Origin of the sequence: Bradyrhizobium sp. CCBAU 51627 (genome assembly GCF_028128765.1) — a bacterium.
Classification (GTDB): domain Bacteria; phylum Pseudomonadota; class Alphaproteobacteria; order Rhizobiales; family Xanthobacteraceae; genus Bradyrhizobium.
Map to the genome: position 1 here is coordinate 13,361 of NZ_LBJG01000003.1, position 24,697 is coordinate 38,057.

Genomic DNA, 24,697 nt, shown 5'->3' on the forward strand with positions numbered 1-24,697 from the left:
TTCCGGCTCGTGAGCAAAATGACAAGGCCCGCCATTCATGTCAATATTATTGACCTTAGAGATGATCAGTGGTTGTCCGCGATTGTTTCCATCACCGCCATCCAGGCCGCCGCGCCTCGCGCCCCAACGCGGTCGAATGCCTCGCGCATGACCTTGCGCTCGTGCCCCGACGCCGTTTGCTCGATCCGTTGCCCCGCAGCCGTCAGGCGCAACAGCTTGGAGCGATGCTGCTCCGGCGAACGTTGCGACGTCAGCAGCTTGCGCTCCAGCAGGAGGCCGAGTGGCCGGTTGAGGGCTTGCTTGGAAATGCCGAGGACCTCGATCAGGGATCCGATGGCGATATCGGGCCGGCGCGCCACCACATAGAGGATGCGATGGTGCGAGCGGGACAGGCCCTGCCTTGCGAGATATTCATCGGCTTCCAGTGTCATGCCGCGCCAGCCGTAATACATGAGCTCCAGCGCCGCATCGAGATCATCGAGCTTCGCAAGGGAGGCGCGGTGAAGCCCCGCGGCTTGGGACGTCTTCGGCATAGTCGGAAGCTAACCTCTCGCCCGCAGCTCGCGCCGGAGCACCTTGCCCGTCGCCGTCATCGGCAGGGTCTCGGCGAATTCGACCAGGCGCGGATATTCGTGCGCTGCGAGCTGCACTTTCACGAACTCCTGGATTTCTCGCGCGAGCGCATCGCCCGCCGCAAACCCCGGACGCAACACGATCCAGGCCTTGATCGATTCGGTACGGATCGGATCGGGAATGCCGACCACGGCCGCCATCGCCACCGATGGATGCTTCATCAGCGTGTGCTCGATCTCGGATGGGCCGACGCGATAGCCCGCGGTGGTGATGACGTCGTCCTCGCGGCTGACGTACCAGAAATAGCCGTCCTCGTCCTGCACGCCGAGATCGCCGGTGAGCAGGAATTCGCCGGCGTATTTCCTCGCCGTCGCCTCGGGATTGCGCCAATATTCGAGCATGGTGACGGGGCATGGCTGGCGCACGCCGATGATGCCGCGCTGCCCCCGCGGCTGTTCCTCGCCTCTGTCGTTGATGATGCGGACATCGAAGCCCGGCGTCGCCTTGCCCATCGAACCGGGCCGGATCGGAAACAGATTGGAGTTGCTGCCGATCACGAGATTGCACTCGGTCTGGCCGAACACTTCATGGGCGTCGATGCCGAAGGTCTCGCGCACCCAGCCGAGCAGCTCGCCGCCGAGCGATTCACCGCCGGTGAAAATGCTGCGCAGCTTGACGCCGGGATGTTTGACGCCCGCCTGTCGCATCAACTTCAGCGCGGTCGGCGGCAGGAACACGTTGCGGACACCGAGGTCGGCCATCATCTGCATCGCCGCCTGCGGCTCGAATTTTCGCGCGCGATGGCCGACCAGCGGAATGCCGTGATACCAGAACGCAAGCAGGCCGTTGATAAGACCGCCGATCCAGGCCCAGTCCGCCGGCGTCCACATCAGATCTCCGGGCCGCGGCAGGAAATTGTGGCACATCTCGACATTGGGGAGATGACCGAGCACCACGCGGTGCGCATGCAGCGCGCCCTTGGGATTGCCTGTGGTGCCGGAGGTGTAGATGATCAGCGCAGGATCATCGGCGGAGGTGTCGACGCGGGTGAAGTCAGCCGATGCGCTTCTGATCGCATTCCAGAACGACGTCGTGCCCGCGGGCGGGCGTTCGCCGACGATGTAGACGTTCTTCAGATCCGGCAGCCGGTCCCGGATCCTGGCCAGCTTCTCCCAGCCGCCTTGGTCGGTGACAACAGCCTTGGCCTGCGAGTTCGACAGACGAAATTCCAGCGCGTCCTCGCCAAACAGCGCAAACAGTGGAATCGAGATCATGCCGGAACGAAACGCCGCCATGTGCGCGACCGGCAGTTCCAGCGACTGCGACAGGAACACCGCGACGCGGTCGCTGCGCGCAAGCCCATCCGCTTTCAGCACATTGGCGAAGCGGCGCGATGCGTCCGCAACTTCGTCGAAGGAGGTGCGGGACGTGACACCGTTCTCGTCGACATAGGTCAGCGCGAGCCTGTTGGTGCCGTCGGCGTGCCGATCGCAGCAGGACTCCGCGATGTTGAAGCGCGCCGGGATATCCCAGCGGAAGTTGGCGTAGAGCTCGTCGTAGGTCCTGGCTTCGGTCAGCATGGCTCCGCGCACCGCCTCCCCTTCCTTCTTGCCATTCCGGAGCGCGAGCCCGGAATCCATTAAGCACGGACTCAGCAGCGCGATGGATTCTCTTTGCGCAACTCCGCATCAGAGCTCGGCGCTGACGCGCCGCCCCGGAACGACGGCTAGCCCGACAGCGCGGCTTTCACGAGACCAGAGGCCTTGCCGAAATCCATCTGTCCCGCGTATTTCGCGCGCAGCACCGCGATCACCTTGCCCATGTCCTTCATGCCGGCAGCGCCGGTCTCGCCGATCGCGTCCGCGATCGCCTTCTTCACCTCGTCCTCCGACATCTGCTTCGGCAGATAGGCCGAGATCACCGCGATCTCCTCGCGCTCCTGCGCGGCAAGCTCGGCGCGGCCGCCCTTGTCGTAGAGCTCGACCGCTTCCTGCCGCTGCTTGATCATCTTCTGCAGCACGGCGAGCAGATCGGCATCCGACAGCGGCGGCTTGCCGTTGCCGCGCGCGTCGATGTCGGCGTTCTTGATGGTCGAGTTGACCATGCGCAGCGTGGACAGCTTGCGCTCGTCCTTGGCCTTCATGGCCTCCTTGACCGCATTGTTGATGTCGTCGCGCAACATGGTCGTCATCCTCTCAATCTGTAGTCTTGGTCTAAGCCGTTCGCTGGAAAGAGGCCAGTGCGGACCCGTCACGGGTGGGTTCATTGTTTCCCGCCTGACGGCCAAAACGGCGCAAAATTTCAGGACTCACCCTAAATCCCTGAAGAGACCTGTCAAATATGCAAAAACGCATGTGAATCCGGCGTTTCCCGCTTTGACGGGCGCCCGTCGGGGGCTTATGAAGCGGGCTCATGACACAACATGAAAACGATCCCGCCTGGCCGGACCACAAACCGACCGCGCTCCTCGTGCTTGCCGATGGCACGGTGCTCGAAGGCTTCGGTCTCGGCGCCGAAGGCCAGGCCGTCGGCGAGGTCTGCTTCAACACCGCGATGACCGGCTATGAGGAGATCCTCACCGATCCCTCCTACGCCGGCCAGCTCATCACCTTCACCTTCCCGCATATCGGCAATGTCGGTACCAACGAGGAAGACATCGAGACGGTGAACATGGCCGCAACGCCAGGTGCGCGCGGCGTGATCCTGCGCACGGCGATCACCGATCCCTCGAACTACCGCGCCACCAGGCATCTCGACGCCTGGCTCAAGGCGCGCGGCATCATCGGCCTCTCGGGCATCGACACACGCGCGCTGACCGCGCTGATCCGCAGCAAGGGCATGCCCAATGCCGTGATCGCGCACGCCAAAGACGGCGAGTTCGACCTGCATGGTCTGAAGGAAGAGGCGCGCGAATGGCCCGGCCTCGAGGGTATGGACCTCGTGCCGATGGTCACCTCCGGCCAGCGCTTCACCTGGGACGAGACGCCCTGGCTGTGGGACAAGGGTTTTGGCCGCCAGGACAGGCCTGAGTTCAACGTCGTTGCGATCGACTACGGCATCAAGCGCAACATTCTGCGCCTGCTCGCCGGCGTCGGCTGCAAGGTGACGGTGGTGCCGGCGACGACCCCGTCCGAAGACATCCTCGCGATGAAACCGGATGGCGTCTTCCTGTCCAACGGTCCGGGCGATCCGGCCGCGACTGGCAAATACGCGGTGCCTGTGATCCAGGACGTGATCAAGTCGGGTACGCCGACCTTCGGCATCTGCCTCGGCCACCAGATGCTCGGCCTCGCCGTCGGCGCCAAGACGAAGAAGATGCATCAGGGCCATCACGGCGCCAATCATCCCGTCAAGGACGCGACCACCGGCAAGGTCGAGATCACCTCGATGAACCACGGCTTTGCGGTGGACGAGACGACGTTGCCTGATGGCGCGACGCAGACCCACGTCTCGCTGTTCGACGGCTCCAATTGCGGCATCCAGCTCGACGGCAAGCCGGTGTTCTCGGTGCAGTACCACCCCGAGGCATCGCCGGGCCCGCGCGACTCGCACTATCTGTTCCAGCGCTTCGCCGATCTGATGCGACAGAAGAAGAGCGCGTAAGACTCAAGGACGCCGGCGGACGTGGCCGCCGGGTATGGCGCCATTACGGACGCATGAACATGAAGTCCGTGTCGGGATCGCAGTTCTCGGCGATGAAGCGCAGTTCTGCCTGGATGTCGGCGACGGACCTCGTCTCGAGATATTTCGAGATCACGAGGTTGAGCAAGGCGCGGCACACGGCTTCGTGCCCAAGGCCGCTGGTCTCCGCCTCGTCCATGGCCGCTGAAAAATGACGCTGCGCAACATCAGAAGCATACATGGCGTTCCATCCCTTTTCCCTTGAGTTGCCTGCCTCTAGATGGCCGCCTGCGCCTTGATCTTCGTCAAGCCGGGTCTGGACTCAGGAACAAGGGCGCTCGCGCCGTTTTGATTGTCAAAGTCTGTTGCTGCCGGAGTCCACCCATGTCCGTTGTCCGCAACTATGCCGAACCGCTCGCCATCGTCTTCGAGGATGACGGGCTCGTGCCGAACAGCATCCTCCCCTTCCTAGTCTATCAGGGGGCGCTGACCCTCGATCCGAAGCAGCCGGAAGAGACCATCGAAAACCTGTTCGAGACGAACAATTGGGGCGGCACGTGGCGCAATGGCGTCTACGACTATCTGCACTACCACGCGACCGTGCACGAGGTGCTCGGCGTCGCACGCGGCCATGCCCGCGTTCGCTTCGGCGGCGATCACGGCCAGGAGCTGGAGATCAAGGCCGGCGATGTCGCGGTCCTGCCGGCCGGCACCGGGCATCAGTGCATCAAGGCGAGCGATGATTTCTGTGTGATCGGCGCTTATCCGCCGGGCGCGAAGATGGAGATCACACGCCCGACGCCGGAGAACCACGCCAAGGCGTTGAAGACCATTCCGAAGGTTGCGTTGCCGCCGGCCGATCCGGTGACGGGCACGCACGGGGCACTGATGCGGTTGTGGCGGCCGTGAGTCCCGGCCTTCGCCGGGACGACGTCGTGGATGGATCTCGCCGGTCAACTACGCCTCGTTGCCGCCTTCCTGCCGCGTCGCTTCGAACAGGAACCAGGCGCGGCGCTCGGTCTCGTCGATAAAGACTTCGAGGATGCTGGCGCTGGCGACGTCGCCGGCCTCGTCGCAGACTTCGTGCGCCTTGCGCATCGCGCTGGCAACATGCTTGTTGTCCTGCATCAGCTCACGCAGCATCTCGCGCGGCGGAACGTAGTCCTCGTTGTTGTCCTTGATGGTCTGGAGCTTTGCGACCTGGCCGATCGACTTCAGCGTGGTGCCGCCGATCTTTCGGACGCGTTCGGCAAGCTGGTCGGTGGTGGCGAAAATCTGCTCGGAATGCTCGTCCAGCAACAGATGATAGTCGCGGAAATGCCGACCGCTGATGTGCCAGTGGAAATTCTTGGTCTTGAGGTACAGCGCGAACGAGTCGGCCAGAAGCACGTTGAGCGCTTCGGAAACCTTGTTGACCGCCTGGGGCTGCAGATCGGTGGGGGTGTCGAGATCGGGCGAGACCTTGCTTGGGGCTTTGCTCACGGGAAACCTTCCTGTTAGGACGCGGACATTGACGGCGGGCCGTCGCACCCCTAACGCAAGGCGGGCAATGCCGTTCCCCGATCGGAACCGCTGGGCGGGATGACCATGGACGATTGGATCGATTATTACGACTCGACGCATACGATCTATGTCAGCAAGCTGCATCGCGACTTGCACTTCCGGATCATCGCGCGGGACATTATCGGCTACATCACCTCGCCCGATGCGACAGTGCTCGACTATGCCTGCGGCGAAGCGCTCTCGGCCGGCCAGGTGGCGTCCGCCTGTGGCCAGCTGATCCTGGCCGAGCCGGCGCCCGGCGTGCGCGGCCGGCTGATCGCGCGGTTTGCACCCAATACCAAGATCCGCGTCCGCTCGCTCGACGACGTCCGCAAGATGCAGGACCAGTCCATCGACCTCGTCGTGATGAACTCGGTCGCGCAATATATGTCGGCGGAAGAGCTGGATGCCGCGCTCCTCAATATCAGGCGGATCTTGAAGCCGTCCGGCAAGCTGGTGCTCGGCGACATCCTCCAGCCGCAGGTCGGCATGTTCAGGGACGTGGCGGCACTGCTCTCCTTCGGGCTGCGCAACGGCTTCTTCAAGGACGCACTGATCGGATTGATCAGCACCGCGTTGTCAGACTACCGCCATCTGCGCACGCGCATCGGGCTCCAGCGCTACAGCGAGGACGAGATGACGGCCAAGCTGAAGGCGGCAGGCTTCGCCAGCCAGCGTGCCGACACCAATATCGGGCACAATCGCTGGCGCATGACCTTCATCGCGCGGCCGCCGCTGGTTCGTTAAGCATAACGACTGCCTGAGGTGGCTTGTCGCATCCCGATCGGACATGATCGCTGCGGCCCGGTGGCGGAAGCGTCTACGCGAGAGCAGTGCATTGCTCTTCATCCTGGTTCAAATCCAGGCCGGGCCTCCAGCCTCCGCTGGCTTCGCCAGCTTCGGCTAGGCAAGCCCCATCGTGGCGAAGGCTGCCTCGGCGAAGCCCGAAGGGCGAAGACGGGCACGCGACATAGAGGCGCCTCACACTCAATCCGCCTCGAGCACGTTGCACGCCGGCAACAGCTGCAGCCGCTCCGTATCCTTAGCCGCTGACTTCAGCACCGCATCGAGCAAGCCCGGAAAGCGGGCCTCCAGATCCTCGCGGCGCAGCCGCATGAAGCGGTTGGTACCCGCCACGCGCGTCTGCATCAGCCCGCAATCGCGCAGCTTCGCAAAGTGATAGGTGAGGTTCGACTTGCCGGCGAGCCCGTTGAAGTCACCGCAGCACAGCTCGCTGCTGACGCGTTCCTGCTGCGCGAGCTGATAGACGATCGCGAGACGGATCGGATCGCTCAGACAATCCAGAACCAGGGGCAGCTCGATCTGCTCGCGGGTTGGGTGAGGAGGCGTACGACTCATGATCCGAACATTATAGCGGTACCGCCAATATGTTCAATAGTTCTTGAACTAATTGACTCCTATGGCCATCTTCGATAGTTCAATAAACATTGAACATAAGGATTTCGTCCCATGAGCGTATTTTGGCTGGCCCTGGGGGCCTTCGCGATCGGCACGGAAGGCTTTGTCATTGCCGGGCTGCTGCCGGCGATCGCCAACGACCTCTCGATTTCGATCTCGGCCGCCGGCCAGTTGGTCACCGCTTATGCCCTCACCTATGCAATGGGCTCGCCGATCCTGGCCGTGACGCTGAACAACATCGACCGCCGCACCGTTCTGGCGCTGGCGCTGTCGACTTTCATTGCCGGAAACCTCGCGGCGATGGTCGCGTCCAACTACGCCCTGCTGCTGGCCTCACGGATGCTGATGGCGCTGGGCTCCGGCCTTTGCATGCCGACGGCACTCGCGGTCTCCGTGGCAGTCGCCTCGCCGGAGCGGCGCGGCCGCGCGGTGGCGCTGGTCACCTCGGGCCTCACGGTCGCGACCGTCATCGGCGTTCCCCTGGGCAATCTGGTCGGCAGCCTGTTCGGCTGGCGTGCGACCTTCGCCATGGTTGCCGTGATCGGCGCTATCGCGCTCGCCGGTCTCCTGTTTGGCCTGCCCCGCGGCCTGCCGCGCAATACGGCCTCGCTGAGCGAAAGGCTTGCCATGGCGCGCCACCGCAATGTCCTGATCGCGCTTGTGATCACGATTCTATGGGCACTGGGCGGCTTCACCGCGTTCACCTATTTCGCGGTCCCGCTGCGGGGTCTCGGCTTCGATGCCTCGCAGATCAGCCTTGCGCTGCTGGTGTTCGGCGGCGCGGCTGCGATCGGGAACATGCTCGGCGGCATCCTGGCGGACCGGCTCGGCACAGTCGCGACCGCAGCCCTCGGGCTCGCCGGCATGGCGAGCGCCCTGATCCTGCATTCGCTGGTCCTGAAGCTGATGCCGAACCAGGCGCATTATGCGGTGCTCGGCGCAATCTTCCTCTGGGGCCTCTCGGGGTGGGCGTTTTATCCGGCTCAGATCGCCAGCATCATCAGGATCGAGCCGCAGGCCTCGATGATCGCGCTCTCGCTCAATGCCTCCGCGATGTATCTGGGCTTCGCCATCGGCGGCGCGCTGGGCGGGGCCGTGCTGGCCACGCTCTCCCCGAACGACCTCGGCTGGATCGGCGGAACGAGCGTCGCGGCCTCACTTCTGGTGCATCTCGCCCGCGGCTGGCAGACACGGCCGAAACCCGTCAAAATTGCCGGTTGATGGGCGTTTTTCGGGGTTTCGCCGCCCCGAAAACTGGTCTAAGACCCACCCGCGCGCGAGGGAAGACCCCGCGCTCTCGCACAAGGGGACGCGCGGCAAGCGCGCCCTTTTTTTGTGCCCGGATTCCAGCCCGCGAGCGGTGATGCCTAAACGAACCGACATCTCGACCATCCTTATCATCGGCGCCGGTCCCATCGTGATCGGCCAGGCCTGCGAATTCGACTATTCGGGCACGCAGGCGGTCAAGACGCTGAAGGAGGAGGGCTATCGCATCGTCCTCGTCAATTCCAACCCGGCCACGATCATGACCGACCCGGAATTGGCCGATGCGACCTATATCGAGCCGATCACGCCCGAGATCGTCGCCAAGATCATCGAGAAGGAACGTCACGTCATTCCCGGCGGATTTGCGCTGCTGCCGACCATGGGCGGACAGACCGCGCTGAACTGCGCGCTGTCGCTGCGCCGGCAGGGCACGCTGGAGAAGTTCGACGTCGAGATGATCGGCGCGACCGCCGATGCGATCGACAAGGCCGAGGATCGCCAGCTGTTCCGCGAGGCCATGACCAAGATCGGGCTGGAGACGCCGAAGTCACGCCTCGCCAATGCCTCCGAACTGAAGAAGTCCTTCCGCGACAAGTACCACGCCGAACGCGAGAAGCTCTCGGGCGCGGCGCTCGAAGAGCTCGACCGGCAATGGGCGCTCGGCGAGAGCGACCGCCGCAAGCGCTACCAGGAATACGCCTTCGGCCAGGCCATGATGGCGCTGTCCGAGATCGGCCTGCCCGCGATCATCCGCCCCTCCTTCACCATGGGCGGCACCGGCGGCGGCATCGCCTACAATAAGGAAGAGTTCCTCGACATCATCGAGCGCGGCCTTGACGCGTCTCCCACCAACGAAGTGCTGATCGAAGAATCCGTGCTCGGCTGGAAGGAGTACGAGATGGAGGTGGTGCGCGACAAGAAAGACAATTGCATCATCGTCTGCTCGATCGAGAACCTCGACCCGATGGGCGTGCACACCGGTGATTCCATCACGGTCGCCCCGGCGCTGACGCTGACCGACAAGGAATACCAGATCATGCGCGACGCCTCGCTGGCGGTGCTGCGCGAGATCGGCGTCGAGACCGGCGGCTCCAACGTGCAGTTCGGCGTCAATCCCGAGGACGGCCGCATGGTCGTGATCGAGATGAACCCGCGCGTGTCGCGCTCGTCGGCGCTTGCCTCGAAGGCGACGGGTTTCCCGATCGCCAAGGTCGCCGCCAAGCTCGCGATCGGCTACACGCTCGATGAAATCGCCAACGACATCACCGGCGGCGCGACGCCGGCCTCGTTCGAGCCGACCATCGATTACGTGGTGACCAAGATCCCGCGTTTCGCCTTCGAGAAATTCCCCGGCGCCTCCTCCACGCTGACGACCTCGATGAAGTCGGTTGGCGAGGTCATGGCGATCGGCCGCACCTTCCAGGAGAGCCTGCAGAAGGCGCTGCGGGGGCTCGAGACCGGGCTGACCGGCCTCGACGAGATCGAGATCGAAGGTCTCGGCCGCGACGACGACAAGAACGCGATCCGCGCCGCGCTCGGCACGCCGACGCCGAACCGCATCCTCCAGGTCGCGCAAGCCATGCGGCTCGGCTGGTCGAACGAGGACATCTTCAACTCCTGCAAGATCGATCCGTGGTTCCTCGGCGAGATGCGCGGCATCGTCGAGATGGAGGAGAAGGTCAGGAAGCACGGACTGCCCGGCAATGCCTTCGGCATGCGCACGCTCAAGACCATGGGCTTCTCGGACGCGCGCCTTGCAGTGCTCGCCCAGACGACGGAGGCCCAAGTCACCGCCAGGCGTCACTCGCTCGGCGTCCGTCCGGTCTACAAGCGCATCGACACCTGCGCGGCGGAATTCGCCTCGCCCACCGCCTACATGTACTCGACCTATGAATCGCCGTTTGCCGACACTGCCGCCGACGAGAGCACGCCGTCGGACAAGAAGAAGGTCATCATCCTCGGCGGCGGCCCGAACCGGATCGGCCAGGGCATCGAGTTCGACTATTGCTGCTGTCATGCCTGCTTCGCGCTGCATGACGCCGGCTATGAATCCATCATGGTCAACTGCAATCCGGAAACGGTATCGACCGACTACGACACTGCCGACCGGCTCTATTTCGAGCCGCTCACTTCCGAGGACGTGCTGGAGATCATCGCGACGGAGCGCAGCAACGGCACGCTGCACGGCGTGATCGTGCAGTTCGGCGGCCAGACGCCGCTCAAGCTTGCCCGGGCGCTGGAAGCCGCCGAAGTGCCGATCCTCGGCACCTCGCCCGACGCCATCGACCTTGCAGAAGACCGCGACCGCTTCAAGCGCGTGCTCGACAAGCTCCGCCTGAAGCAGCCGAAGAACGGCATCGCCTATTCCGTCGAACAGGCGAGGCTCGTCTCCGCCGATCTCGGCCTGCCGCTGGTGGTGCGCCCGTCCTACGTGCTCGGCGGCCGCGCGATGCAGATCATCCGCGAGGAGAACCAGCTCAACGACTACCTGCTCGGCACGCTGCCCGAGCTGGTGCCGGCCGACGTCAAGGCGCGTTACCCCAACGACAAGACCGGGCAGATCAACACTGTGCTGGGCAAGAACCCGCTGCTGTTCGACCGCTACCTGTCCGACGCGACCGAGATCGATGTCGACTGCCTCTGCGATGGCAAGGACACCTTCATCGTCGGCATCATGGAGCACATCGAGGAAGCCGGCATCCATTCCGGCGACTCCGCCTGCTCGTTGCCGCCGTACTCGCTTGAGCCTGCGATGATCGAGGAGCTGGAGCGACAGACCCGCGAGCTCGCGCTCGGCCTCGACGTCGTCGGCCTGATGAACGTGCAATACGCGATCAAGGACGGCGAGATCTACGTGCTCGAAGTCAATCCGCGCGCCTCGCGCACGGTCCCGTTCGTCGCCAAGGTGATCGGCACGCCGGTCGCCAAGATCGCCGCGCGCATCATGGCCGGCGAGAAGCTCGCCGACTTCAAGTTGAAGAAGAGCGACTTCAAACATGTCGGCGTGAAGGAATCGGTCTTCCCGTTCGCCCGCTTCCCCGGCGTCGACACGGTGCTTGGACCGGAGATGCGCTCGACCGGCGAGGTCATGGGCATCGACCGCTCCTTCGCGGTGGCTTTTGCAAAGAGCCAGCTCGGCGGCGGCACGCGAGTACCGCGCAAGGGCACAGTGTTCGTCTCGGTGCGCGAGAGTGACAAGGTCCGAATTGCCGAAGCCGTGCGTCAGCTGCATTCGCTTGGCTTCAAGGTGCTGGCGACCTCGGGTACGGCGCGCTTCTTGACCGATCAGGGCATCCCGGCGGAGAAGGTCAACAAGGTGCTGGAGGGACGGCCGCATATCGTCGACGCCATCACCAATGGCGACGTCCAGCTCGTTCTCAACACCACCGAAGGCCCGCAGGCGCTTGCCGACAGCCGCTCGCTGCGACGCGCGGCCCTCTTGCATAAAGTGCCGTATTACACCACTCTTTCCGGGGCCGTGGCGGCCGCGCAGGGTATCCGCGCCTATCTGGGCGGGGACCTTGAGGTTCGGACCCTGCAGAGCTACTTTTCGGAAACCTGATCGCGCGCGGGAGGCCAGCCCCGAGGGTGACGCCTTGCGCTAAGTGATTGGCAATGAAGCCACAATGGCCGGAGGAACTGTCCGGCCATGCGGTTGTTCTGTTCCGGCGCCAGACCCACATAACGCCGGCGGCGGCGTTTTCAGCCCCGGATATCCTGACGAATCAAGGTCGCCGCGCCCCGGTCGGGGCGCGCGGCCGAAGGACGAGAGAAGAGATGGAAAAGGTTCCGATGACTGCGAGCGGCTTTGCCGCACTCGGGGAAGAATTGAAGAAGCGCCAGTCCGAGGACCGTCCGCGCATCATCGAGCATATCGCCGAGGCACGCTCGCACGGAGACCTGTCGGAAAACGCGGAATACCATGCCGCGAAGGAAGAGCAGTCCCACAATGAAGGCCGCATCGCCGAACTCGAGGACAAGCTGGCGCGCGCCGACATTATCGACATCTCCAAGCTGTCCGGCGACACCATCAAGTTCGGCGCCACCGTGACGCTGGTCGACGAGGACACCGAGAAGAAGACGGTGTGGCAGATCGTCGGCGAAGTCGAGGCCGACGCCAAGAAGGGCCGCATCTCCATTACCTCGCCGCTGGCGCGCGCGCTGATCGGCAAGAAGAAGGGTTCGACCGTGGAGGTCAACGCCCCCGGCGGCGCCAAAGCGTATGAGATTACCAAGGTAGAGTGGCGATAGGGTTTGCCGTTGCCACGCCTGCGTCTGGAAAGGCCGCGCATTGCGCGGCCTTTCTGCGTCTCTTCGTCGCTAGGAATGTGAGTGCTCGCGCTCTCGCGTTGCGCCGCGTGCCCCAGGACGACGAACTGGCGATTATCGCCGCCCCTTCACCTCCAGCGGCACCGCCGCCTCGTATTTCGAATTGTGCAGCACCAATGACGTCCGCACGTTGCGCACATGAGGAGCCGCGGTCAGGTGCGTCACAAAATCCTGGAAGGTCGCCATGTCGGGGGCGACGCATTTCAGGATGAAATCGACTTCGCCCGACAGCATCCAGCATTCGCGCACCAAAGGCTCGGCGCGGACGAACTCCTCGAAGGCGCGCAAATCGGCTTCAGCCTGGCTGGAGAGATGCACTGCGGCGAACACCGTGACGTCGAAGCCAAGCTTTCGCGCATCCAACAGCCCACGGTAGCCGTGGATATAGCCCTCCTCCTCCAGCGCCCGGACCCGGCGCAGGCAGGGCGGCGGCGAAATCCCGACCCTTTTGGCGAGTTCGACATTGGTGATTCGGCCGTCGGCCTGGATCTCGGCGAGAATTTTGAGGTCGATCTCGTCTAGGTTCCGCGACACGTGATTGGAACTCCTGGCCTTGACGGCGGTATTGGGTGGGTCTGGTGCAATCCTCATATCCAGTCCAGCCCGCGTGCGCAATTTTATTGCGTGTTCAGCTCGACCGACTTTTGTTCCTTGTTGGAAAAATCCGCTGATTGGGAATGCAATTCTTGCATGGCTCACCAGAAGGCTTAGATTAGCTCTGACATTTCAGCGCCTCCGCGAGGCCTCCCGGCACGTTCCGCGCCCGCGCTGCAAATCCCCCGTGAAAGGCGTCCATCGAAATGTCCGCTCCTGTTCATGCAAAGGTCGTCATTATTGGCTCCGGGCCCGCCGGCTACACCGCGGCGATCTACGCCGCGCGCGCGATGCTCGAGCCGATCCTGATCCAGGGCATTCAAGCGGGCGGCCAGCTCACCATCACCACCGACGTCGAGAACTATCCCGGCTTCGCCGACGTGATCCAGGGCCCCTGGCTGATGGAACAGATGGAGAAGCAGGCCGTCCATGTCGGCACCAGGATCGTCACCGACCTCGTCACCAAGCTGGAGACCTCGCAGCGGCCGTTCCGCCTCACCTGCGACTCGGGCGATGTCTACCTCGCGGACACCGTGATCCTCGCGACTGGTGCGCAAGCGCGCTGGCTCGGGTTGCCGTCGGAAGTGAAATTCCAGGGCGGCGGCGTGTCGGCCTGTGCCACCTGCGACGGCTTCTTCTACCGCAACAAGGAGGTCGTGGTGGTCGGCGGCGGCAATACCGCGGTCGAGGAAGCCCTCTACCTGACCAACCATGCCTCGCAGGTCACCATCGTGCATCGCCGCGACCACTTCCGCGCCGAGCGCATCCTGCAGGAGCGTCTGTTCAAGCACCCGAAGATCAAGGTGGTCTGGGACTCCGCCGTCGACGAGATCTGCGGCACCGAGAACCCGAACAAGGTCACCCATATCAGGCTGAAGAACGTCAAGACCGGCGCGCTGACGGATTTGAAGACCGACGGCGTCTTCATCGCCATCGGCCATGCGCCGGCGACCGAGCTCGTGAAGGACCAGATCAAGCTGAAACCGTCGGGCTATGTCGAGGTCGCCCCGAATTCGACCGCAACCTCCATACCCGGGTTGTTCGCCGCCGGCGACGTTGCTGACGAAACCTACCGCCAGGCCGTGACGGCCGCAGGCCTCGGCTGCATGGCCGCCCTCGAGGCCGAACGTTTCTTGGCCCTGCGCGCCAGCGAGCGCGCGGCAGCGGAATAACGATCATGCCTCGAACACGCGACGGATTTACGGACATGGACTGGGACAAGCTGAAGGTGTTTCACGCGGCGGCGGAAGCGGGCAGCTTCACGCATGCGGGAGAGCAGCTCGGCCTGTCGCAATCGGCGGTGTCGCGCCAGGTTTCGGCGCTGGAGCAGGAGCTTTCGGTCTCGCTGTTCCACCGCCACGCCCGCGGCCTGATCCTCACCGAACAGGGCGACCTCTTGTTCCGCACGGCGCATGACGTGTTCATGCAGCTGCAGGCGGCGCGCGCCAAGCTGACCGACAGCCGCGAGCGACCGAGTGGCGACCTCAAGATCACCACCACGCCCGGCGTCGGCATCAACTGGCTGATCCCGCGCCTCGGCGAATTCACTGCGCTCTATCCGGAGATCCGGATCTCGCTGATCGTCACCGACGAGGAGCTGGATCTGTCGATGCGCGAGGCCGACGTTGCGATCCGCACCCGCAAGCCGACGCAGCCGGATCTGATCCAGCGCAAGCTGTTCGCGATGGGATTCCACGCCTATTGCTCGCCGGAATACATCAAGCGCTTCGGCACGCCGCGCACGCTGGAGGAGCTCGATGCCCATCGCATCATCTCGCTCTCCGACGGCAACTTCGCGCCGCATTTGCAGAACCGCAACTGGCTGGTCGAAGCAGGTCGCAACGGCTCGGGCCCGCGCGAGGCCTATTTCAAGGTCAACAACATCCTCGGTCTCGTGCGCGCCTGCCAGCAGGGCCTCGGCATCGCGGCGCTGCCGGACTATCTCGTCGAAGAGCAGAGCAAGCTCGTGCAACTGTTCGGTGAATCGGATTCGATCCAGCTCGACACGTATTTTGTCTATCCCGAGGAGCTGAAGACGGTCGCGCGCGTGCAAGTGTTCCGCGACTTCGTGGTGAGCAAGGCGCAGCGCTGGCCGTCCTGATTTCCGCATGTCTGACATGCGGCCTCGGCTGTTGCTGCATGGCGCGGGTCAAGCTCATACTGCTTGCACGCTGAGCCTTCGCGTTGCGCATTTGTCCCCCTCCTCCAGTGGCGCGGGAGTTCAGTAATCCCTCTTGGAAGGTGATTGTGTCGGCCTCACGTGGCCAATACCTAAGCCGGGCCCTCGGGTCCGGCTTTTTTTCTCTCCAAATTCGCTTTCGCCCTCCGCGTGTATTGACAGTTTCGGGTATACCCCGCATCATTTCCACATGATCACGAAGTCGTGCGCCATCGTCTCGAAAAAAGGCCCCCATCCGGGGACCGCGGATTCTTGCGCGCTGAGCTGACTTCGTCATCGCGAGCCAATCCCGAAAACCCCGCCACCTGGACGGGGTTTTTTCATGTGCCCTCCGTCTCAGGTTCATCCTTGAGAAGGAGACAGGAACATGACTGACTTGCGAACCCATTTGCACGGACTCTGGCTGCCCCTGGTGACACCGTTTCGCGATGGCGACCTCGACGAGGCGTCGCTGCGGCGGCTGACGCGGCACTACTGCACGCAAGCGATCGACGGCTTCATCCTGGGGGCGACCTCCGGCGAAGGCATGACGCTGCGCGATGCCGAACTCGAGCGCCTCGTCGCCATCGTCCGCGACGAGATCGCAGCCGGCCGCCGCAACGTTCCGATCGGGCTCGGGCTATCGGGTGCGGACACCTCACGGCTGAAGGATCGGCTCGACGAGACCGCGGACTGGCCGATCGACTTCTATTTGATCGCGAGCCCCTATTACGTGCGACCGGCGCAGCGGGGCGTCCTCGCCCATTTCGAGGCGCTGGCCGATCACGCCGCCTGGCCGCTCGCGCTTTACAACATTCCCTATCGATGCGCCGTCGTCATCACCAACCAAACCATGCTGCGGCTCGCCGACCATCCCAACGTCATCGGCTTGAAGGATTGCGGCGCCAGCCGCGAGCAATCGATCGCGCTGCTGCGCGACCGGCCGAAGGGCTTTGCCGTGCTCACCGGCGAGGACGCCAATTACTTCGAGGCGCTCAGCGACGGCGCCGATGGCGGCATCCTGCTCTCCGCCCATCTCGAGACCGCGACTTTCGCGGCCGTCCATGCCGAGCTGAGGCGAGGCAATGCCGCTGCGGCGGAGGCGCGCTGGCAGGAGGTCGCGGACCTGACCCGACTGCTGTTCACCGAGCCGAGCCCGGCACCGGCGAAGTACTGGCTGTGGCGGACCGGCCTGATCGACAGCCCCGAGGTGCGCCTTCCGATGGTGGAGGTGAGCAGCGAGCTCGCCGCCACGCTCGATCGCTGGATCGAACGGCGGATGAAGGTCGCGGCGTAACGCTCGACGCTGCCTCTCCCCGCGACGGGGAGAGGCAGCGAGAGCGTCGCCTTGGTTAACATGGCGCGAACGGACTTCGCTGTCGCCGCATGGCGCATCCACGTCTCGTTTACGCAATGGCGCGTATCGTTTCGCCTCGACGTCCATCAAATGGGGGAAGGACCATGGGACAACGCGCTCGCCCGACCGCTGCGGAAACCTTCGCGCCTGCCGACCTTTGGCAGGGAATCCTGCTGGTGTCGTCGTTCGGCTTCTGGGCCGTGATGCTCGGCCTGATGCCGGCGCTGCTGTTTCGGGTCTGGCTCGCCGGCTGACGGGATAGTTAAGCCGGGATCGCAAATGCGCTCAAAATGCGAGCGGCGTTGCGAGCCGGAATCTTAAAACATCCTGCCTATTGTTCATCCGCATCAGCGAAGAAATCGCGGGGGCGATCATGAACAATCAGAATGATATGGCGTCGCATGACGGCGCCACGCAGTACAGCCTTGACGACGCCGAGCCGCAGGGCTTTTCCACCGAAGACATCATCTGGGCCGTCGGCATCTGGTCGGTGATCCTGACGCTGTCGCCGGTCATCGTGTTCTACATGCTGATGGTGGCGTAACTGTCAGTCCCCGAAAACGCAAAACGCGCGGGACGCCGCGCGTTTGTCGTCCGGGGAATGATTGAATGAAATTATGCCGCCTGCTTGTGCATTGCGCCGGAAGCCGACGCCGTGCCGCGAATTGCTTTCACTGAACGCTCGATCGCCGCCCACAGTCTTGCAATTTCCTGGGCCGCACGGCTCTCGGCCTGATATTCACGCGCGCCTTCGCCGTGGCTGAGTGCCATCAACAAATCCGAACGATTGGTGATCTGACCGCCCCACACCGGAGCGCGAAACTTGGCCAGCGCCTCGCGGGCGATGGTCACGATCGGGCTTTCGGCTTCGTCGCGCTTGGCCGGCGCACCGTTGAGCACGACCGCGTAGGGCTTGCGCGCCGCCCGGCACATCTGAATGGTTTCCTGCACCGCGTTGACGTCGAACACGCCGGGACGGGCGGGGATCACCACCATGGTGGCATTCTTGATCGCGTCGTCGACGACGGCCGACAGATTCGGCGGCGTGTCGATCAGCACCCACTCGTAACCGTCGCGCTTGGCCGCGGAGACGATGCCGCTGACCGAGTTCACGGCCGCCTTGATCGGCGGCTCGTTGGTGCCACGCAGCTTGTGCCACAGCGTGAGCGAGCCCTGCGGATCGGCGTCCACCAGCATCACCTGCTTGCTCGCCTTGATCTGCGCGGCGAGATGTGCAGCCAGGGTACTTTTGCCCGAGCCGCCTTTACGCGATGCAAAAACAATAACGTTCATACCTCTGGCCTCCAGATTGACCCCAGGCCACGAAAATGAATCACCAAGCTGATTCGGGAAAGAAAAATTTGTCGGAAGGTTCCTCGCGGCCACGAAATAGCAAGACGTGGCGCATTTGAGTCACACTGCCTCGCGCGACGACAGACACAAATCGTCATGAATTACTGTCCGTACAGGCATTGCGCACGCCTTGAAGCAGTCACGCGGAAAATGACTACAACCTCGCCGCGCAAATCCTTTCGGTAGCCTTTTCCATCGCAGCGCCGCGCAACCGGTGCAAGCGTTGCGCGAGCGGCGCGAACAAAACGAGTCCGGTGGCTGTCCTGGGGCTGTCCTGGGCTGGTGTGCCCCCTCCGTCATTTCGACGGATGAGGCGCGCGGAGGTTTCACGAAGGGAACGCGGCTAGCCGTCGCCGGTCTTTTTCTTCCTGGCCTTCGGCTTGGTCTTCTTGGCGACGACCGGCTTGATGTTGGTCGGCGCACCGGCACGGGCCTCGCCCGACTCCGGTCCGCGGCGGAAGAACACCGCGCATTGCGGCGACAGCTGCGCCTTCTTCTGGATCATGCAGGCGGTGATGGCATCGACGTTGGGAACGAACTCTCCGCACAGCCGCATCGCATCCGGCGTGCAGGCCTGCTGCTCCTCGGGCGTGTAGGCAAAGGCCGCGCCCGGGAGGACCAGAACGGCGAGCGCGAGCGAGAGGCTTGCGGCGGCCAAGGATGTCGTGACGCGAGATACCGGCATCGATCCCCCCAAAATGTCGAGTCGGGTGGAGTGTGGGTGAACGGGCGTTCGTTGGCAACGAGGGCGGAGGCGAAAGGTCGGCAGCTGTGCGGTCTCGGCAACAGGGACGGCGACTCGCTGGACACGCGGATGGCGTCTGCATCGGGAGTGTCCCATTGCGGCGAGACCCCTCCCCGACCCTCCCCCGCAAGCAAGCGGGAGAGGGGGCGCACCTCCTTCGCGGCCCCAAAAATACGAAAACAACCCCATGCACAGTAGCCAAGTCTCGACAATCGCTCGCCAATCGAAAAACTTAGGATTTATCGAAATCCGGTTTGACTCGTCGGGCAAAACAGGAGCATCATGTCAGCATCAACGACGCGTGGGTGGTCGGCTCGTCTGCTGCGCCGGGTCAGGAAGAATCAGCGGGAGTGGAGGCGATCGCATGGAGGGGAATGGGGCGGAGCTGCCGCTGTCGGGAGTGACGGTGGTCTCGCTGGAGCAAGCGATTGCGGCGCCTCTCGCCAGCCGGCACCTTGCGGACTGGGGAGCGCGGGTCATCAAGATCGAGCGGCCGGGCCCTGGCGATTTCTGCCGCGACTACGACCATGTCATGAACGGCATGTCGAGCCAGTTCGTCTGGACCAACCGGTCGAAGGAAAGTCTGGCCATCGACATCAAGAGCGAGGCGGGCCGCAAGGTGCTCGACGCCTTGCTGCCGCGGGCCGACGTCTTCATCCAGAACCTCGCGCCCGGCGCGGCAGAGCGGCTCGGCCTCGATGCCGCCGCGCTGCTCCGCAAATACCCTGACATCATCGCCTGCGACGTGTCGGGTTATGGCAGCGGTGGCCCCTACAGCGACAAGAAGGCCTACGACCTGCTGGTGCAGTGCGAGGCCGGCGTGCTTGCCGTGAACGGCACCGAGGCCGAGCCCGCCAAGGTCGGACTTTCCGTGGTCGATATCGCCACCGGCATGTACATCCTCAACGGCGTGCTGATGGCGCTTTATCGCCGCGAGCGGACCGGCAAGGGCACCGCCTTCCAGGCTTCGCTGTTCGACTCCATTACCGACTGGATGAGCTATCCCGCCTTCTACACGCGCAGCACGGGACGGCCGCTGCCGCGGACCGGAGCAAGGCACGCCACCATCGCGCCCTATGGCCCGTTCCGCGTCGGCGACGGCAGCACGATCTTCTTCGGCATCCAGAACGACCGGGAATGGCGCGCGCTATGCCGGATCGTTCTCGGCGACGATGGCCTCGCCGACGACCTGCGCTTCCGCACCAACCCGCTGCGAATGCAGAACCGCGACGCGCTGCAGGCCCATATCGAGCGGCGCTTTGCTTCCCTGACCGGCGACGAGGTGCTGCGGCTGCTCGATGCGGCGTCGATCGCCAACGCGCATTTGAATTCGGTCGAGGCGTTCCTCGCGCACGAACAGCTCCACGCACGATCCCGCGTGCAGACGGTCGGCTCGCCTTGCGGCCCCGTGATGAGCTTCCTGCCCGCCCTCACCATTCCGGGCCTCACCCCGCGGATGGACCCCGTTCCCGATGTCGGGCAGCACAATGAACCGATCCTCGCCGAACTCGGCCTGACGCAGGAGCGCTGACCATGGTCCTTCGTCGACCGGCGCGGGCTTACCTGGCCGTCCCCGCGCATCGCGCCCGTCTTGTCGAGAAGGCCGCCGCCTCGGCGGCCGACGCGGTCTTCATGGATCTCGAGGACGCCGTGCCGCCGTCCGAGAAGGCCGCCGCACTGGACCAAGCGGTGCGGTCGCTGTCCGCGCTCGATTGGGGCACCAGGACCGTTGCCGTCAGGCTCAATGCGATCGACAGCCCCTTCATCGATCGGGAAATCCGTACGCTCGCGCCGCTTGCGAGGCTTGATGCGGTGATACTGCCGAAGGCGGAGCGTGCGAGCGATATCTGCGCGATCGCCGATCGGTTGCGGGCCGCGGGCCCGGATCGCCCCGCACCTGTCGCGCTGGAATTGCTGATCGAGACGGCCCTGGGGCTCGTCAATGTCGACGCGCTGGCCGCATCGCACGACAGCATCCGCGCCCTGCATCTCGGCGTCGGAGATTTCGCCGCCTCGATCGGGGCGCGCTGCTCCGATGTCGGCATCTCACCGGATGGCTACCGCCAGACCGGAACGGCGCAAACCGGCTACGCCTCCGCCCCGCTCGATCTGTTCGCCTATCCGATGATGCGCATGCTGGTGGCGGCGCGTGCGTTCGGCCTGCGCGCCATCGATGGTCCGTGCGGCGCGTTCCGCGATGCCAGATTGACCGAAAGCACCGCACAGAAGGCTGCCGCGATGGGTTTTGACGGCAAGCAGGTCATCCATCCCGACCAGATCGAACCGACCTTGCGCGCGTTCATGCCGTCCGACGCCGAACTGGCCCAGGCGCGGCGGATTCTGGAGGCCATGGCGCAGGCCGAAGCGCAGGGACAGGGCGCCGTGACGCTGGATGGCAAGATGATCGACTATGCCAATGTGCGCATGGCGCGCAGGATCATCGAGCTGGGGTCCTAGCGCGCATGGCCACGATCTTGATCGTCGCACCGGTGTTTGCGCTGATCGCGGCCGGCTACGCGTCGGTGCTGTTTCGCTTCGTCTCCGAGGGCGCGCACAAGGGCATCTCCGAATTCGCCTTCAGCATCGCGATCCCCGCGCTGTTGTTCCGCACCATCGTCGTGTCGGAATTCCCCGATGTCAGCGCCTGGCGAATGTGGGGCGCCTATTACGGCGCGCTGGCGCTGACCTGGATCGCTGCGCTGGCGATCTCGACGCTGTTGCGCGAACGGCGCGACACCAGAGAGGACGGCGTCGTGTTCGCGATCGGCTCGGTCTACGGCAACATCGTGATGCTCGGCATTCCGCTCGTGCTCTCGGCGCTCGGCAACGAGGCCGCCGGGCCCATGTCGCTGATCCTGTCGGTGAACACGCCGCTGCTGTGGCTCTGCGGCATTTTGCAGATGGAGCTGGTCAACCGCAAGCGGACGGGCTCGCCGCTTGCGGTCATCCGTCCGGTGCTCGCAGATCTCGTGCGCAATCCGCTGATGCTGGGGATCGGCTTTGGCGTCATCTGGCGCTTCACCGGCCTCGGCCTCACTCCTATCGTCGACAAGACCATCGAGTTGCTGGCGCAGGCGGGATCGCCGGCCGCGCTGATCGCACTCGGCATCAACCTGTTCCGCTTCGAGGTGAAGGGCGAGACGGGAAGCGTCGCCGTGATGTGCGCGCTCAAGCTGCTCGCCATGCCGGCCACTGCGTTCGTGCTGGCGAAGCTGCTGGCCCTGCCGCCGGTCGCGAGCGGCGTCATCGTGCTGTTCGCGGCGATGCCGACCGGCGCCAACGCCTACATCTTTGCCGCACAATATCAGCGGCTGGTGAACCCGGTGTCGGGCGCGGTGGCGCTGGGCACGCTGCTGGCGGCGGTGACGTTGCCGGTGGTGGTGATGGTGGTGGCAGGGGTGAGGTAGATCGGAAGACGCCGGGCACTGGATGCGCGTTTGGCCTGAGGTTGCATAAGCCGCAGACCACGCGCCCGTCACGTGATCGCCATTTTGATCTGGCTCAACTTGGCCCGGATGCTGGTCGATAAGGGTGGGCCTCAGTGATCACCCCGGGCAAATACTCCGTTTGGTTCAAGACGCCGGTCGGCGACGGCGCCGGCGTGGTCGAGTTCGCCCCCGATGGGAAACTCGGCGGCGGCGACGATACGTTTGCCTATGCGGGAACCTGGACGCAGCAGGGCGAGCACTTCAAAGCCAGCCTTTCCGCTCGACGCGTGGCGCCGGGGCCACCGGGCGTGTTCGGATTGGATGAGATCGACGTGGTCGTGTCGGGGCGGTCGGTCGATGGGTCGTCGACGGCGTGCACGGGGTTTGCGAGACAGGCGCCGGGGTTGAGGCTGGAGGTGGAGTTGGTGCGGATTGTTGGGGAGCACGGCGAAGACGCATGAAACTGCGCTTAGCCGGCGTTTGTGCGCGGTCGACAGAATCGAGTTTCCAGCACTGTCACCGTAATGGCCGTAATGGACGAAGAACCGACCACAATGTGCCCAGCCTTAAAAACGCGACGGCGTGGGAAGATTCGCTTGTTCTCCATAACGTCATCTGTTGCCACATCTTCCCGGGTGCAAGAAGCGTTCCGCTTTCGGAACTTGAAGCTTCTGTGCGGTCAGTAAATGCAGCCTTCTGCCGAGATGCGCTAGTTTAGAGGCGACATAAGGCCCAGCTTAAGAAAAGGGGCATGCGTCTCTAGAAGTCCAGACATGGCTCGGGAGTTCTCGCACTCTTGCCAAGGCGAGCGGGCAGAAGCGAGCGGGGAGCGAAAGTATTTAGTGATGTGCGCGCACTGGCTCGAATGCTCACCTATTTGCGGGGTTCGCTAAAGTTTTATCGTGACCGTTGAGCCACCCTTAAATCGACCGGCGTGAAGCTCACTTCGGGAAAAAGTGGGAGTACCCGGGAGCGTTACATGGACCTCTGGAGTATTTGCTGCGGCTTCTTCGATGCTCCACTGCGGCGGTCAGAAGGCGCTCGCCCGAACTACTACGGCAGTGAGCTGTTTCAACAGTTTGCTCGAAATCAGTCGGGCAGCTATGTGATTATTTCCGCTCTGCTAATGCCTGTCTTGGTCGGCACGGCGGGATTGGGAACCGAGGTAGGATGGTGGTATTATAAACATAAGGACATGCAGAGCGCGGCTGACTCGGGCGCCGTAAGCGCTGCGACAGCCGTTAGTGCCGGCGGCGATCTATTGTCCGAAGCCAATGCCGTGACGGCAAACTATGGCTACGCGAACACAGTAAACAATGTCACGATTACAGTGAATAACCCGCCGGCAACCGGCAACTATACGTCCAACCCTCAAGCCATCGAGGTAGTCGTGAGTCAGCCGCAACAGCGGCTGCTATCCGCATTGTTTGGCTCAGATCCCGTGCTGATCACCGCGCGAGCCGTCGCTCTGCCTAATTCCGGGACGGGCTGCGTGCTTGCACTCAATAAAAGTGCGAGCCCCGGCGTCAATGTGAGCGGAGGCAATCAGCTCAACCTGATCAAGTGCAACCTATATAGCGATTCCAGTGCCAGCCCATCGCTCAATGTTGCCGGCAGTGCATCGGTCTCCGCCAACCAGGTCGGAGTGGTCGGCGACGTCTCCGGTACGAGCAACATCACCGCGACGAACGGCGTCAAAACCCACGTCCAGCCGATCGTTGATCCCTATGCAAACGTCTCTCCTCCACCGGAGCCGAGCTGCACGAACGCCAAAATTACTGTCAATGCCAATGGAAAGACAAACTCTCTCAGTCCGGGGTGCTATAGCGGCAGCATCACGGTCAATGCTGGTGCAACGCTGAACCTCAGTCCCGGGATCTACTACCTGGATGGCGCCAACCTGAGCGTTGCGGGCAATGCCACGATCACCGGCACTGGTGTCACCCTGGTCTTTACTGGATCGGGCAGCAACTGGGGTACCGCCTCAATTGGCAGCAACGCCATCATCGATCTGACGGCACCAACTAGCGGCTCCACGCGAGGCATCGTCATGTATGGCGACCGTAACATGCCTGTCGGTACCGCTTTCAACCTGACCGGCGGCGGCACCCAAAATTTCGGCGGCGCGATCTACCTGCCAAAGGCCAATCTCAGCTTCAGTGGCGGCAACGGTGCGAGCACTTCCTGCACCAAGATCATTGCGGACACGATGACGTTCAGTGGCACATCGAATCTTCAGGTCAATTGCTCTGCGCTCGGCACCGCGACGATAGGCTCGCAAACGGCGCAGCTCATCGAATGAGGTCAGCTAC

General features: G+C 63.7%; 25 protein-coding genes and 1 tRNA gene. 17 read left to right on the forward strand and 9 right to left on the reverse strand.

Annotated features, from left to right (window positions below):
- Positions 1-65: 65 nt before the first annotated feature.
- The 3 genes from XH88_RS01440 to XH88_RS01450 all read right to left on the reverse strand — a co-directional run bounded on the left by XH88_RS01440 (position 66) and on the right by XH88_RS01450 (position 2,755).
- Positions 66-533 carry a MarR family winged helix-turn-helix transcriptional regulator gene (locus XH88_RS01440; RefSeq protein WP_271613639.1) on the reverse strand — a complete coding sequence of 156 codons (468 nt, stop codon included), beginning with the start codon at positions 531-533 and terminating at the stop codon, positions 66-68.
- Positions 534-542: 9 nt separating this feature from the next.
- The gene (locus XH88_RS01445; protein ID WP_271613698.1) at positions 543-2,153 is read right to left on the reverse strand and encodes an acyl-CoA synthetase; all 1,611 of its coding nucleotides are present in this window, start codon (positions 2,151-2,153) and stop codon (positions 543-545) included.
- A gap of 146 nt (positions 2,154-2,299) precedes the next feature.
- Positions 2,300-2,755 (reverse strand): GatB/YqeY domain-containing protein, encoded by a 456-nt coding sequence (locus XH88_RS01450; RefSeq protein WP_271613640.1) that lies wholly within the window; start codon positions 2,753-2,755, stop codon positions 2,300-2,302.
- Positions 2,756-2,985: 230 nt separating this feature from the next.
- Here XH88_RS01450 and carA point away from each other — a divergent pair, with 230 nt between their 5' ends.
- Complete coding sequence (carA, locus tag XH88_RS01455) at positions 2,986-4,176, forward strand: glutamine-hydrolyzing carbamoyl-phosphate synthase small subunit (RefSeq protein ID WP_271613641.1); 1,191 nt, start codon at positions 2,986-2,988, stop codon at positions 4,174-4,176.
- Positions 4,177-4,219: 43 nt separating this feature from the next.
- On the opposite strand, the gene XH88_RS01460 is transcribed toward carA, so the two are convergent.
- Entirely contained in the window at positions 4,220-4,435 is a 216-nt protein-coding gene (locus tag XH88_RS01460) for a hypothetical protein (protein ID WP_271613642.1), read from the reverse strand.
- Between the two features lie 143 nt (positions 4,436-4,578).
- Here XH88_RS01460 and XH88_RS01465 point away from each other — a divergent pair, with 143 nt between their 5' ends.
- Entirely contained in the window at positions 4,579-5,103 is a 525-nt protein-coding gene (locus tag XH88_RS01465) for a cupin domain-containing protein (RefSeq protein ID WP_271613643.1), read from the forward strand.
- A gap of 48 nt (positions 5,104-5,151) precedes the next feature.
- Here XH88_RS01465 and XH88_RS01470 read toward each other — a convergent pair whose 3' ends face one another.
- A complete protein-coding gene (locus XH88_RS01470; protein WP_271613644.1) occupies positions 5,152-5,676 on the reverse strand; it encodes a Dps family protein in 525 nt (174 codons plus the stop codon).
- 105 nt (positions 5,677-5,781) lie between these two features.
- Here XH88_RS01470 and XH88_RS01475 point away from each other — a divergent pair, with 105 nt between their 5' ends.
- Positions 5,782-6,483, forward strand: a complete 702-nt coding sequence (locus XH88_RS01475; RefSeq protein WP_271613645.1) for a class I SAM-dependent methyltransferase — start codon at positions 5,782-5,784, stop codon at positions 6,481-6,483.
- A 54-nt stretch (positions 6,484-6,537) separates the two neighbouring features.
- Positions 6,538-6,613, forward strand: a tRNA-Ala gene (locus XH88_RS01480).
- A gap of 110 nt (positions 6,614-6,723) precedes the next feature.
- Here the strand turns inward: XH88_RS01480 and XH88_RS01485 are convergent.
- Positions 6,724-7,095 carry an ArsR/SmtB family transcription factor gene (locus XH88_RS01485; protein ID WP_271613646.1) on the reverse strand — a complete coding sequence of 124 codons (372 nt, stop codon included), beginning with the start codon at positions 7,093-7,095 and terminating at the stop codon, positions 6,724-6,726.
- A gap of 111 nt (positions 7,096-7,206) precedes the next feature.
- On the opposite strand from XH88_RS01485, the gene XH88_RS01490 reads away from it, so the two are divergent.
- From XH88_RS01490 to greA, 3 genes are all read left to right on the forward strand, one after another.
- Complete coding sequence (locus tag XH88_RS01490) at positions 7,207-8,376, forward strand: MFS transporter (RefSeq protein ID WP_271613647.1); 1,170 nt, start codon at positions 7,207-7,209, stop codon at positions 8,374-8,376.
- Between the two features lie 142 nt (positions 8,377-8,518).
- Positions 8,519-11,983 (forward strand): carbamoyl-phosphate synthase large subunit, encoded by a 3,465-nt coding sequence (carB, locus tag XH88_RS01495; protein ID WP_271613648.1) that lies wholly within the window; start codon positions 8,519-8,521, stop codon positions 11,981-11,983.
- A gap of 215 nt (positions 11,984-12,198) precedes the next feature.
- Positions 12,199-12,672, forward strand: a complete 474-nt coding sequence (gene greA / locus XH88_RS01500) for a transcription elongation factor GreA (protein ID WP_018318257.1) — start codon at positions 12,199-12,201, stop codon at positions 12,670-12,672.
- A gap of 132 nt (positions 12,673-12,804) precedes the next feature.
- Here greA and XH88_RS01505 read toward each other — a convergent pair whose 3' ends face one another.
- Entirely contained in the window at positions 12,805-13,284 is a 480-nt protein-coding gene (locus XH88_RS01505) for an Lrp/AsnC family transcriptional regulator (protein WP_122401062.1), read from the reverse strand.
- 266 nt (positions 13,285-13,550) lie between these two features.
- Between XH88_RS01505 and trxB the strand changes: the two genes are divergently transcribed.
- The 5 genes from trxB to XH88_RS01530 all read left to right on the forward strand — a co-directional run bounded on the left by trxB (position 13,551) and on the right by XH88_RS01530 (position 17,403).
- Entirely contained in the window at positions 13,551-14,516 is a 966-nt protein-coding gene (gene trxB, locus XH88_RS01510) for a thioredoxin-disulfide reductase (protein ID WP_271613649.1), read from the forward strand.
- 5 nt (positions 14,517-14,521) lie between these two features.
- Entirely contained in the window at positions 14,522-15,445 is a 924-nt protein-coding gene (locus XH88_RS01515) for a LysR family transcriptional regulator (protein ID WP_164938875.1), read from the forward strand.
- A 445-nt stretch (positions 15,446-15,890) separates the two neighbouring features.
- The gene (locus XH88_RS01520) at positions 15,891-16,799 is read left to right on the forward strand and encodes a 4-hydroxy-tetrahydrodipicolinate synthase family protein (RefSeq protein WP_271613650.1); all 909 of its coding nucleotides are present in this window, start codon (positions 15,891-15,893) and stop codon (positions 16,797-16,799) included.
- 164 nt (positions 16,800-16,963) lie between these two features.
- Positions 16,964-17,113: a hypothetical protein gene (locus tag XH88_RS01525; RefSeq protein ID WP_271613651.1), complete on the forward strand. Its 150-nt coding sequence runs from the start codon at positions 16,964-16,966 to the stop codon at positions 17,111-17,113.
- A gap of 119 nt (positions 17,114-17,232) precedes the next feature.
- The gene (locus tag XH88_RS01530; protein ID WP_271613652.1) at positions 17,233-17,403 is read left to right on the forward strand and encodes a hypothetical protein; all 171 of its coding nucleotides are present in this window, start codon (positions 17,233-17,235) and stop codon (positions 17,401-17,403) included.
- Between the two features lie 71 nt (positions 17,404-17,474).
- Here XH88_RS01530 and XH88_RS01535 read toward each other — a convergent pair whose 3' ends face one another.
- On the reverse strand, positions 17,475-18,152 hold the full coding sequence (locus XH88_RS01535) for a ParA family protein (protein ID WP_025032179.1): 678 nt from the start codon (positions 18,150-18,152) through the stop codon (positions 17,475-17,477).
- Between the two features lie 403 nt (positions 18,153-18,555).
- Positions 18,556-18,897, reverse strand: coding sequence for a hypothetical protein (locus XH88_RS01540; protein WP_271613653.1), 342 nt, complete (start codon positions 18,895-18,897; stop codon positions 18,556-18,558).
- A gap of 424 nt (positions 18,898-19,321) precedes the next feature.
- Between XH88_RS01540 and XH88_RS01545 the strand changes: the two genes are divergently transcribed.
- The 5 genes from XH88_RS01545 (at position 19,322) to XH88_RS01565 (ending at position 24,687) form a co-directional block, all read left to right on the forward strand.
- Entirely contained in the window at positions 19,322-20,488 is a 1,167-nt protein-coding gene (locus XH88_RS01545; RefSeq protein ID WP_271613654.1) for a CaiB/BaiF CoA transferase family protein, read from the forward strand.
- Positions 20,489-20,490: 2 nt separating this feature from the next.
- Positions 20,491-21,414, forward strand: a complete 924-nt coding sequence (locus tag XH88_RS01550; protein ID WP_271613655.1) for an HpcH/HpaI aldolase/citrate lyase family protein — start codon at positions 20,491-20,493, stop codon at positions 21,412-21,414.
- Positions 21,415-21,419: 5 nt separating this feature from the next.
- Entirely contained in the window at positions 21,420-22,364 is a 945-nt protein-coding gene (locus XH88_RS01555) for an AEC family transporter (RefSeq protein ID WP_271613656.1), read from the forward strand.
- Positions 22,365-22,498: 134 nt separating this feature from the next.
- On the forward strand, positions 22,499-22,846 hold the full coding sequence (locus tag XH88_RS01560) for a hypothetical protein (RefSeq protein ID WP_271613657.1): 348 nt from the start codon (positions 22,499-22,501) through the stop codon (positions 22,844-22,846).
- A 518-nt stretch (positions 22,847-23,364) separates the two neighbouring features.
- On the forward strand, positions 23,365-24,687 hold the full coding sequence (locus tag XH88_RS01565) for a pilus assembly protein TadG-related protein (protein ID WP_271613658.1): 1,323 nt from the start codon (positions 23,365-23,367) through the stop codon (positions 24,685-24,687).
- Positions 24,688-24,697: the final 10 nt, after the last annotated feature.

Excerpts from the sequence above, each read along its gene's own strand:
- XH88_RS01440 (WP_271613639.1), bottom strand. The coding sequence starts at position 533 with ATGCCGAAGACGTCCCAAGCCGCGGGGCTTCACCGCGCCTCCCTTGCG.
- XH88_RS01445 (WP_271613698.1), bottom strand. The coding sequence starts at position 2,153 with ATGCTGACCGAAGCCAGGACCTACGACGAGCTCTACGCCAACTTCCGC.
- XH88_RS01450 (WP_271613640.1), bottom strand. The coding sequence starts at position 2,755 with ATGTTGCGCGACGACATCAACAATGCGGTCAAGGAGGCCATGAAGGCC.
- carA (WP_271613641.1), top strand. The coding sequence starts at position 2,986 with ATGACACAACATGAAAACGATCCCGCCTGGCCGGACCACAAACCGACC.
- XH88_RS01460 (WP_271613642.1), bottom strand. The coding sequence starts at position 4,435 with ATGTATGCTTCTGATGTTGCGCAGCGTCATTTTTCAGCGGCCATGGAC.
- XH88_RS01465 (WP_271613643.1), top strand. The coding sequence starts at position 4,579 with ATGTCCGTTGTCCGCAACTATGCCGAACCGCTCGCCATCGTCTTCGAG.
- XH88_RS01475 (WP_271613645.1), top strand. The coding sequence starts at position 5,782 with ATGGACGATTGGATCGATTATTACGACTCGACGCATACGATCTATGTC.
- XH88_RS01485 (WP_271613646.1), bottom strand. The coding sequence starts at position 7,095 with ATGAGTCGTACGCCTCCTCACCCAACCCGCGAGCAGATCGAGCTGCCC.
- XH88_RS01490 (WP_271613647.1), top strand. The coding sequence starts at position 7,207 with ATGAGCGTATTTTGGCTGGCCCTGGGGGCCTTCGCGATCGGCACGGAA.
- carB (WP_271613648.1), top strand. The coding sequence starts at position 8,519 with ATGCCTAAACGAACCGACATCTCGACCATCCTTATCATCGGCGCCGGT.
- greA (WP_018318257.1), top strand. The coding sequence starts at position 12,199 with ATGGAAAAGGTTCCGATGACTGCGAGCGGCTTTGCCGCACTCGGGGAA.
- trxB (WP_271613649.1), top strand. The coding sequence starts at position 13,551 with ATGTCCGCTCCTGTTCATGCAAAGGTCGTCATTATTGGCTCCGGGCCC.
- XH88_RS01515 (WP_164938875.1), top strand. The coding sequence starts at position 14,522 with ATGCCTCGAACACGCGACGGATTTACGGACATGGACTGGGACAAGCTG.
- XH88_RS01520 (WP_271613650.1), top strand. The coding sequence starts at position 15,891 with ATGACTGACTTGCGAACCCATTTGCACGGACTCTGGCTGCCCCTGGTG.
- XH88_RS01525 (WP_271613651.1), top strand. The coding sequence starts at position 16,964 with ATGGGACAACGCGCTCGCCCGACCGCTGCGGAAACCTTCGCGCCTGCC.
- XH88_RS01530 (WP_271613652.1), top strand. The coding sequence starts at position 17,233 with ATGAACAATCAGAATGATATGGCGTCGCATGACGGCGCCACGCAGTAC.
- XH88_RS01535 (WP_025032179.1), bottom strand. The coding sequence starts at position 18,152 with ATGAACGTTATTGTTTTTGCATCGCGTAAAGGCGGCTCGGGCAAAAGT.
- XH88_RS01540 (WP_271613653.1), bottom strand. The coding sequence starts at position 18,897 with ATGCCGGTATCTCGCGTCACGACATCCTTGGCCGCCGCAAGCCTCTCG.
- XH88_RS01545 (WP_271613654.1), top strand. The coding sequence starts at position 19,322 with ATGGAGGGGAATGGGGCGGAGCTGCCGCTGTCGGGAGTGACGGTGGTC.
- XH88_RS01550 (WP_271613655.1), top strand. The coding sequence starts at position 20,491 with ATGGTCCTTCGTCGACCGGCGCGGGCTTACCTGGCCGTCCCCGCGCAT.
- XH88_RS01555 (WP_271613656.1), top strand. The coding sequence starts at position 21,420 with ATGGCCACGATCTTGATCGTCGCACCGGTGTTTGCGCTGATCGCGGCC.
- XH88_RS01565 (WP_271613658.1), top strand. The coding sequence starts at position 23,365 with ATGGACCTCTGGAGTATTTGCTGCGGCTTCTTCGATGCTCCACTGCGG.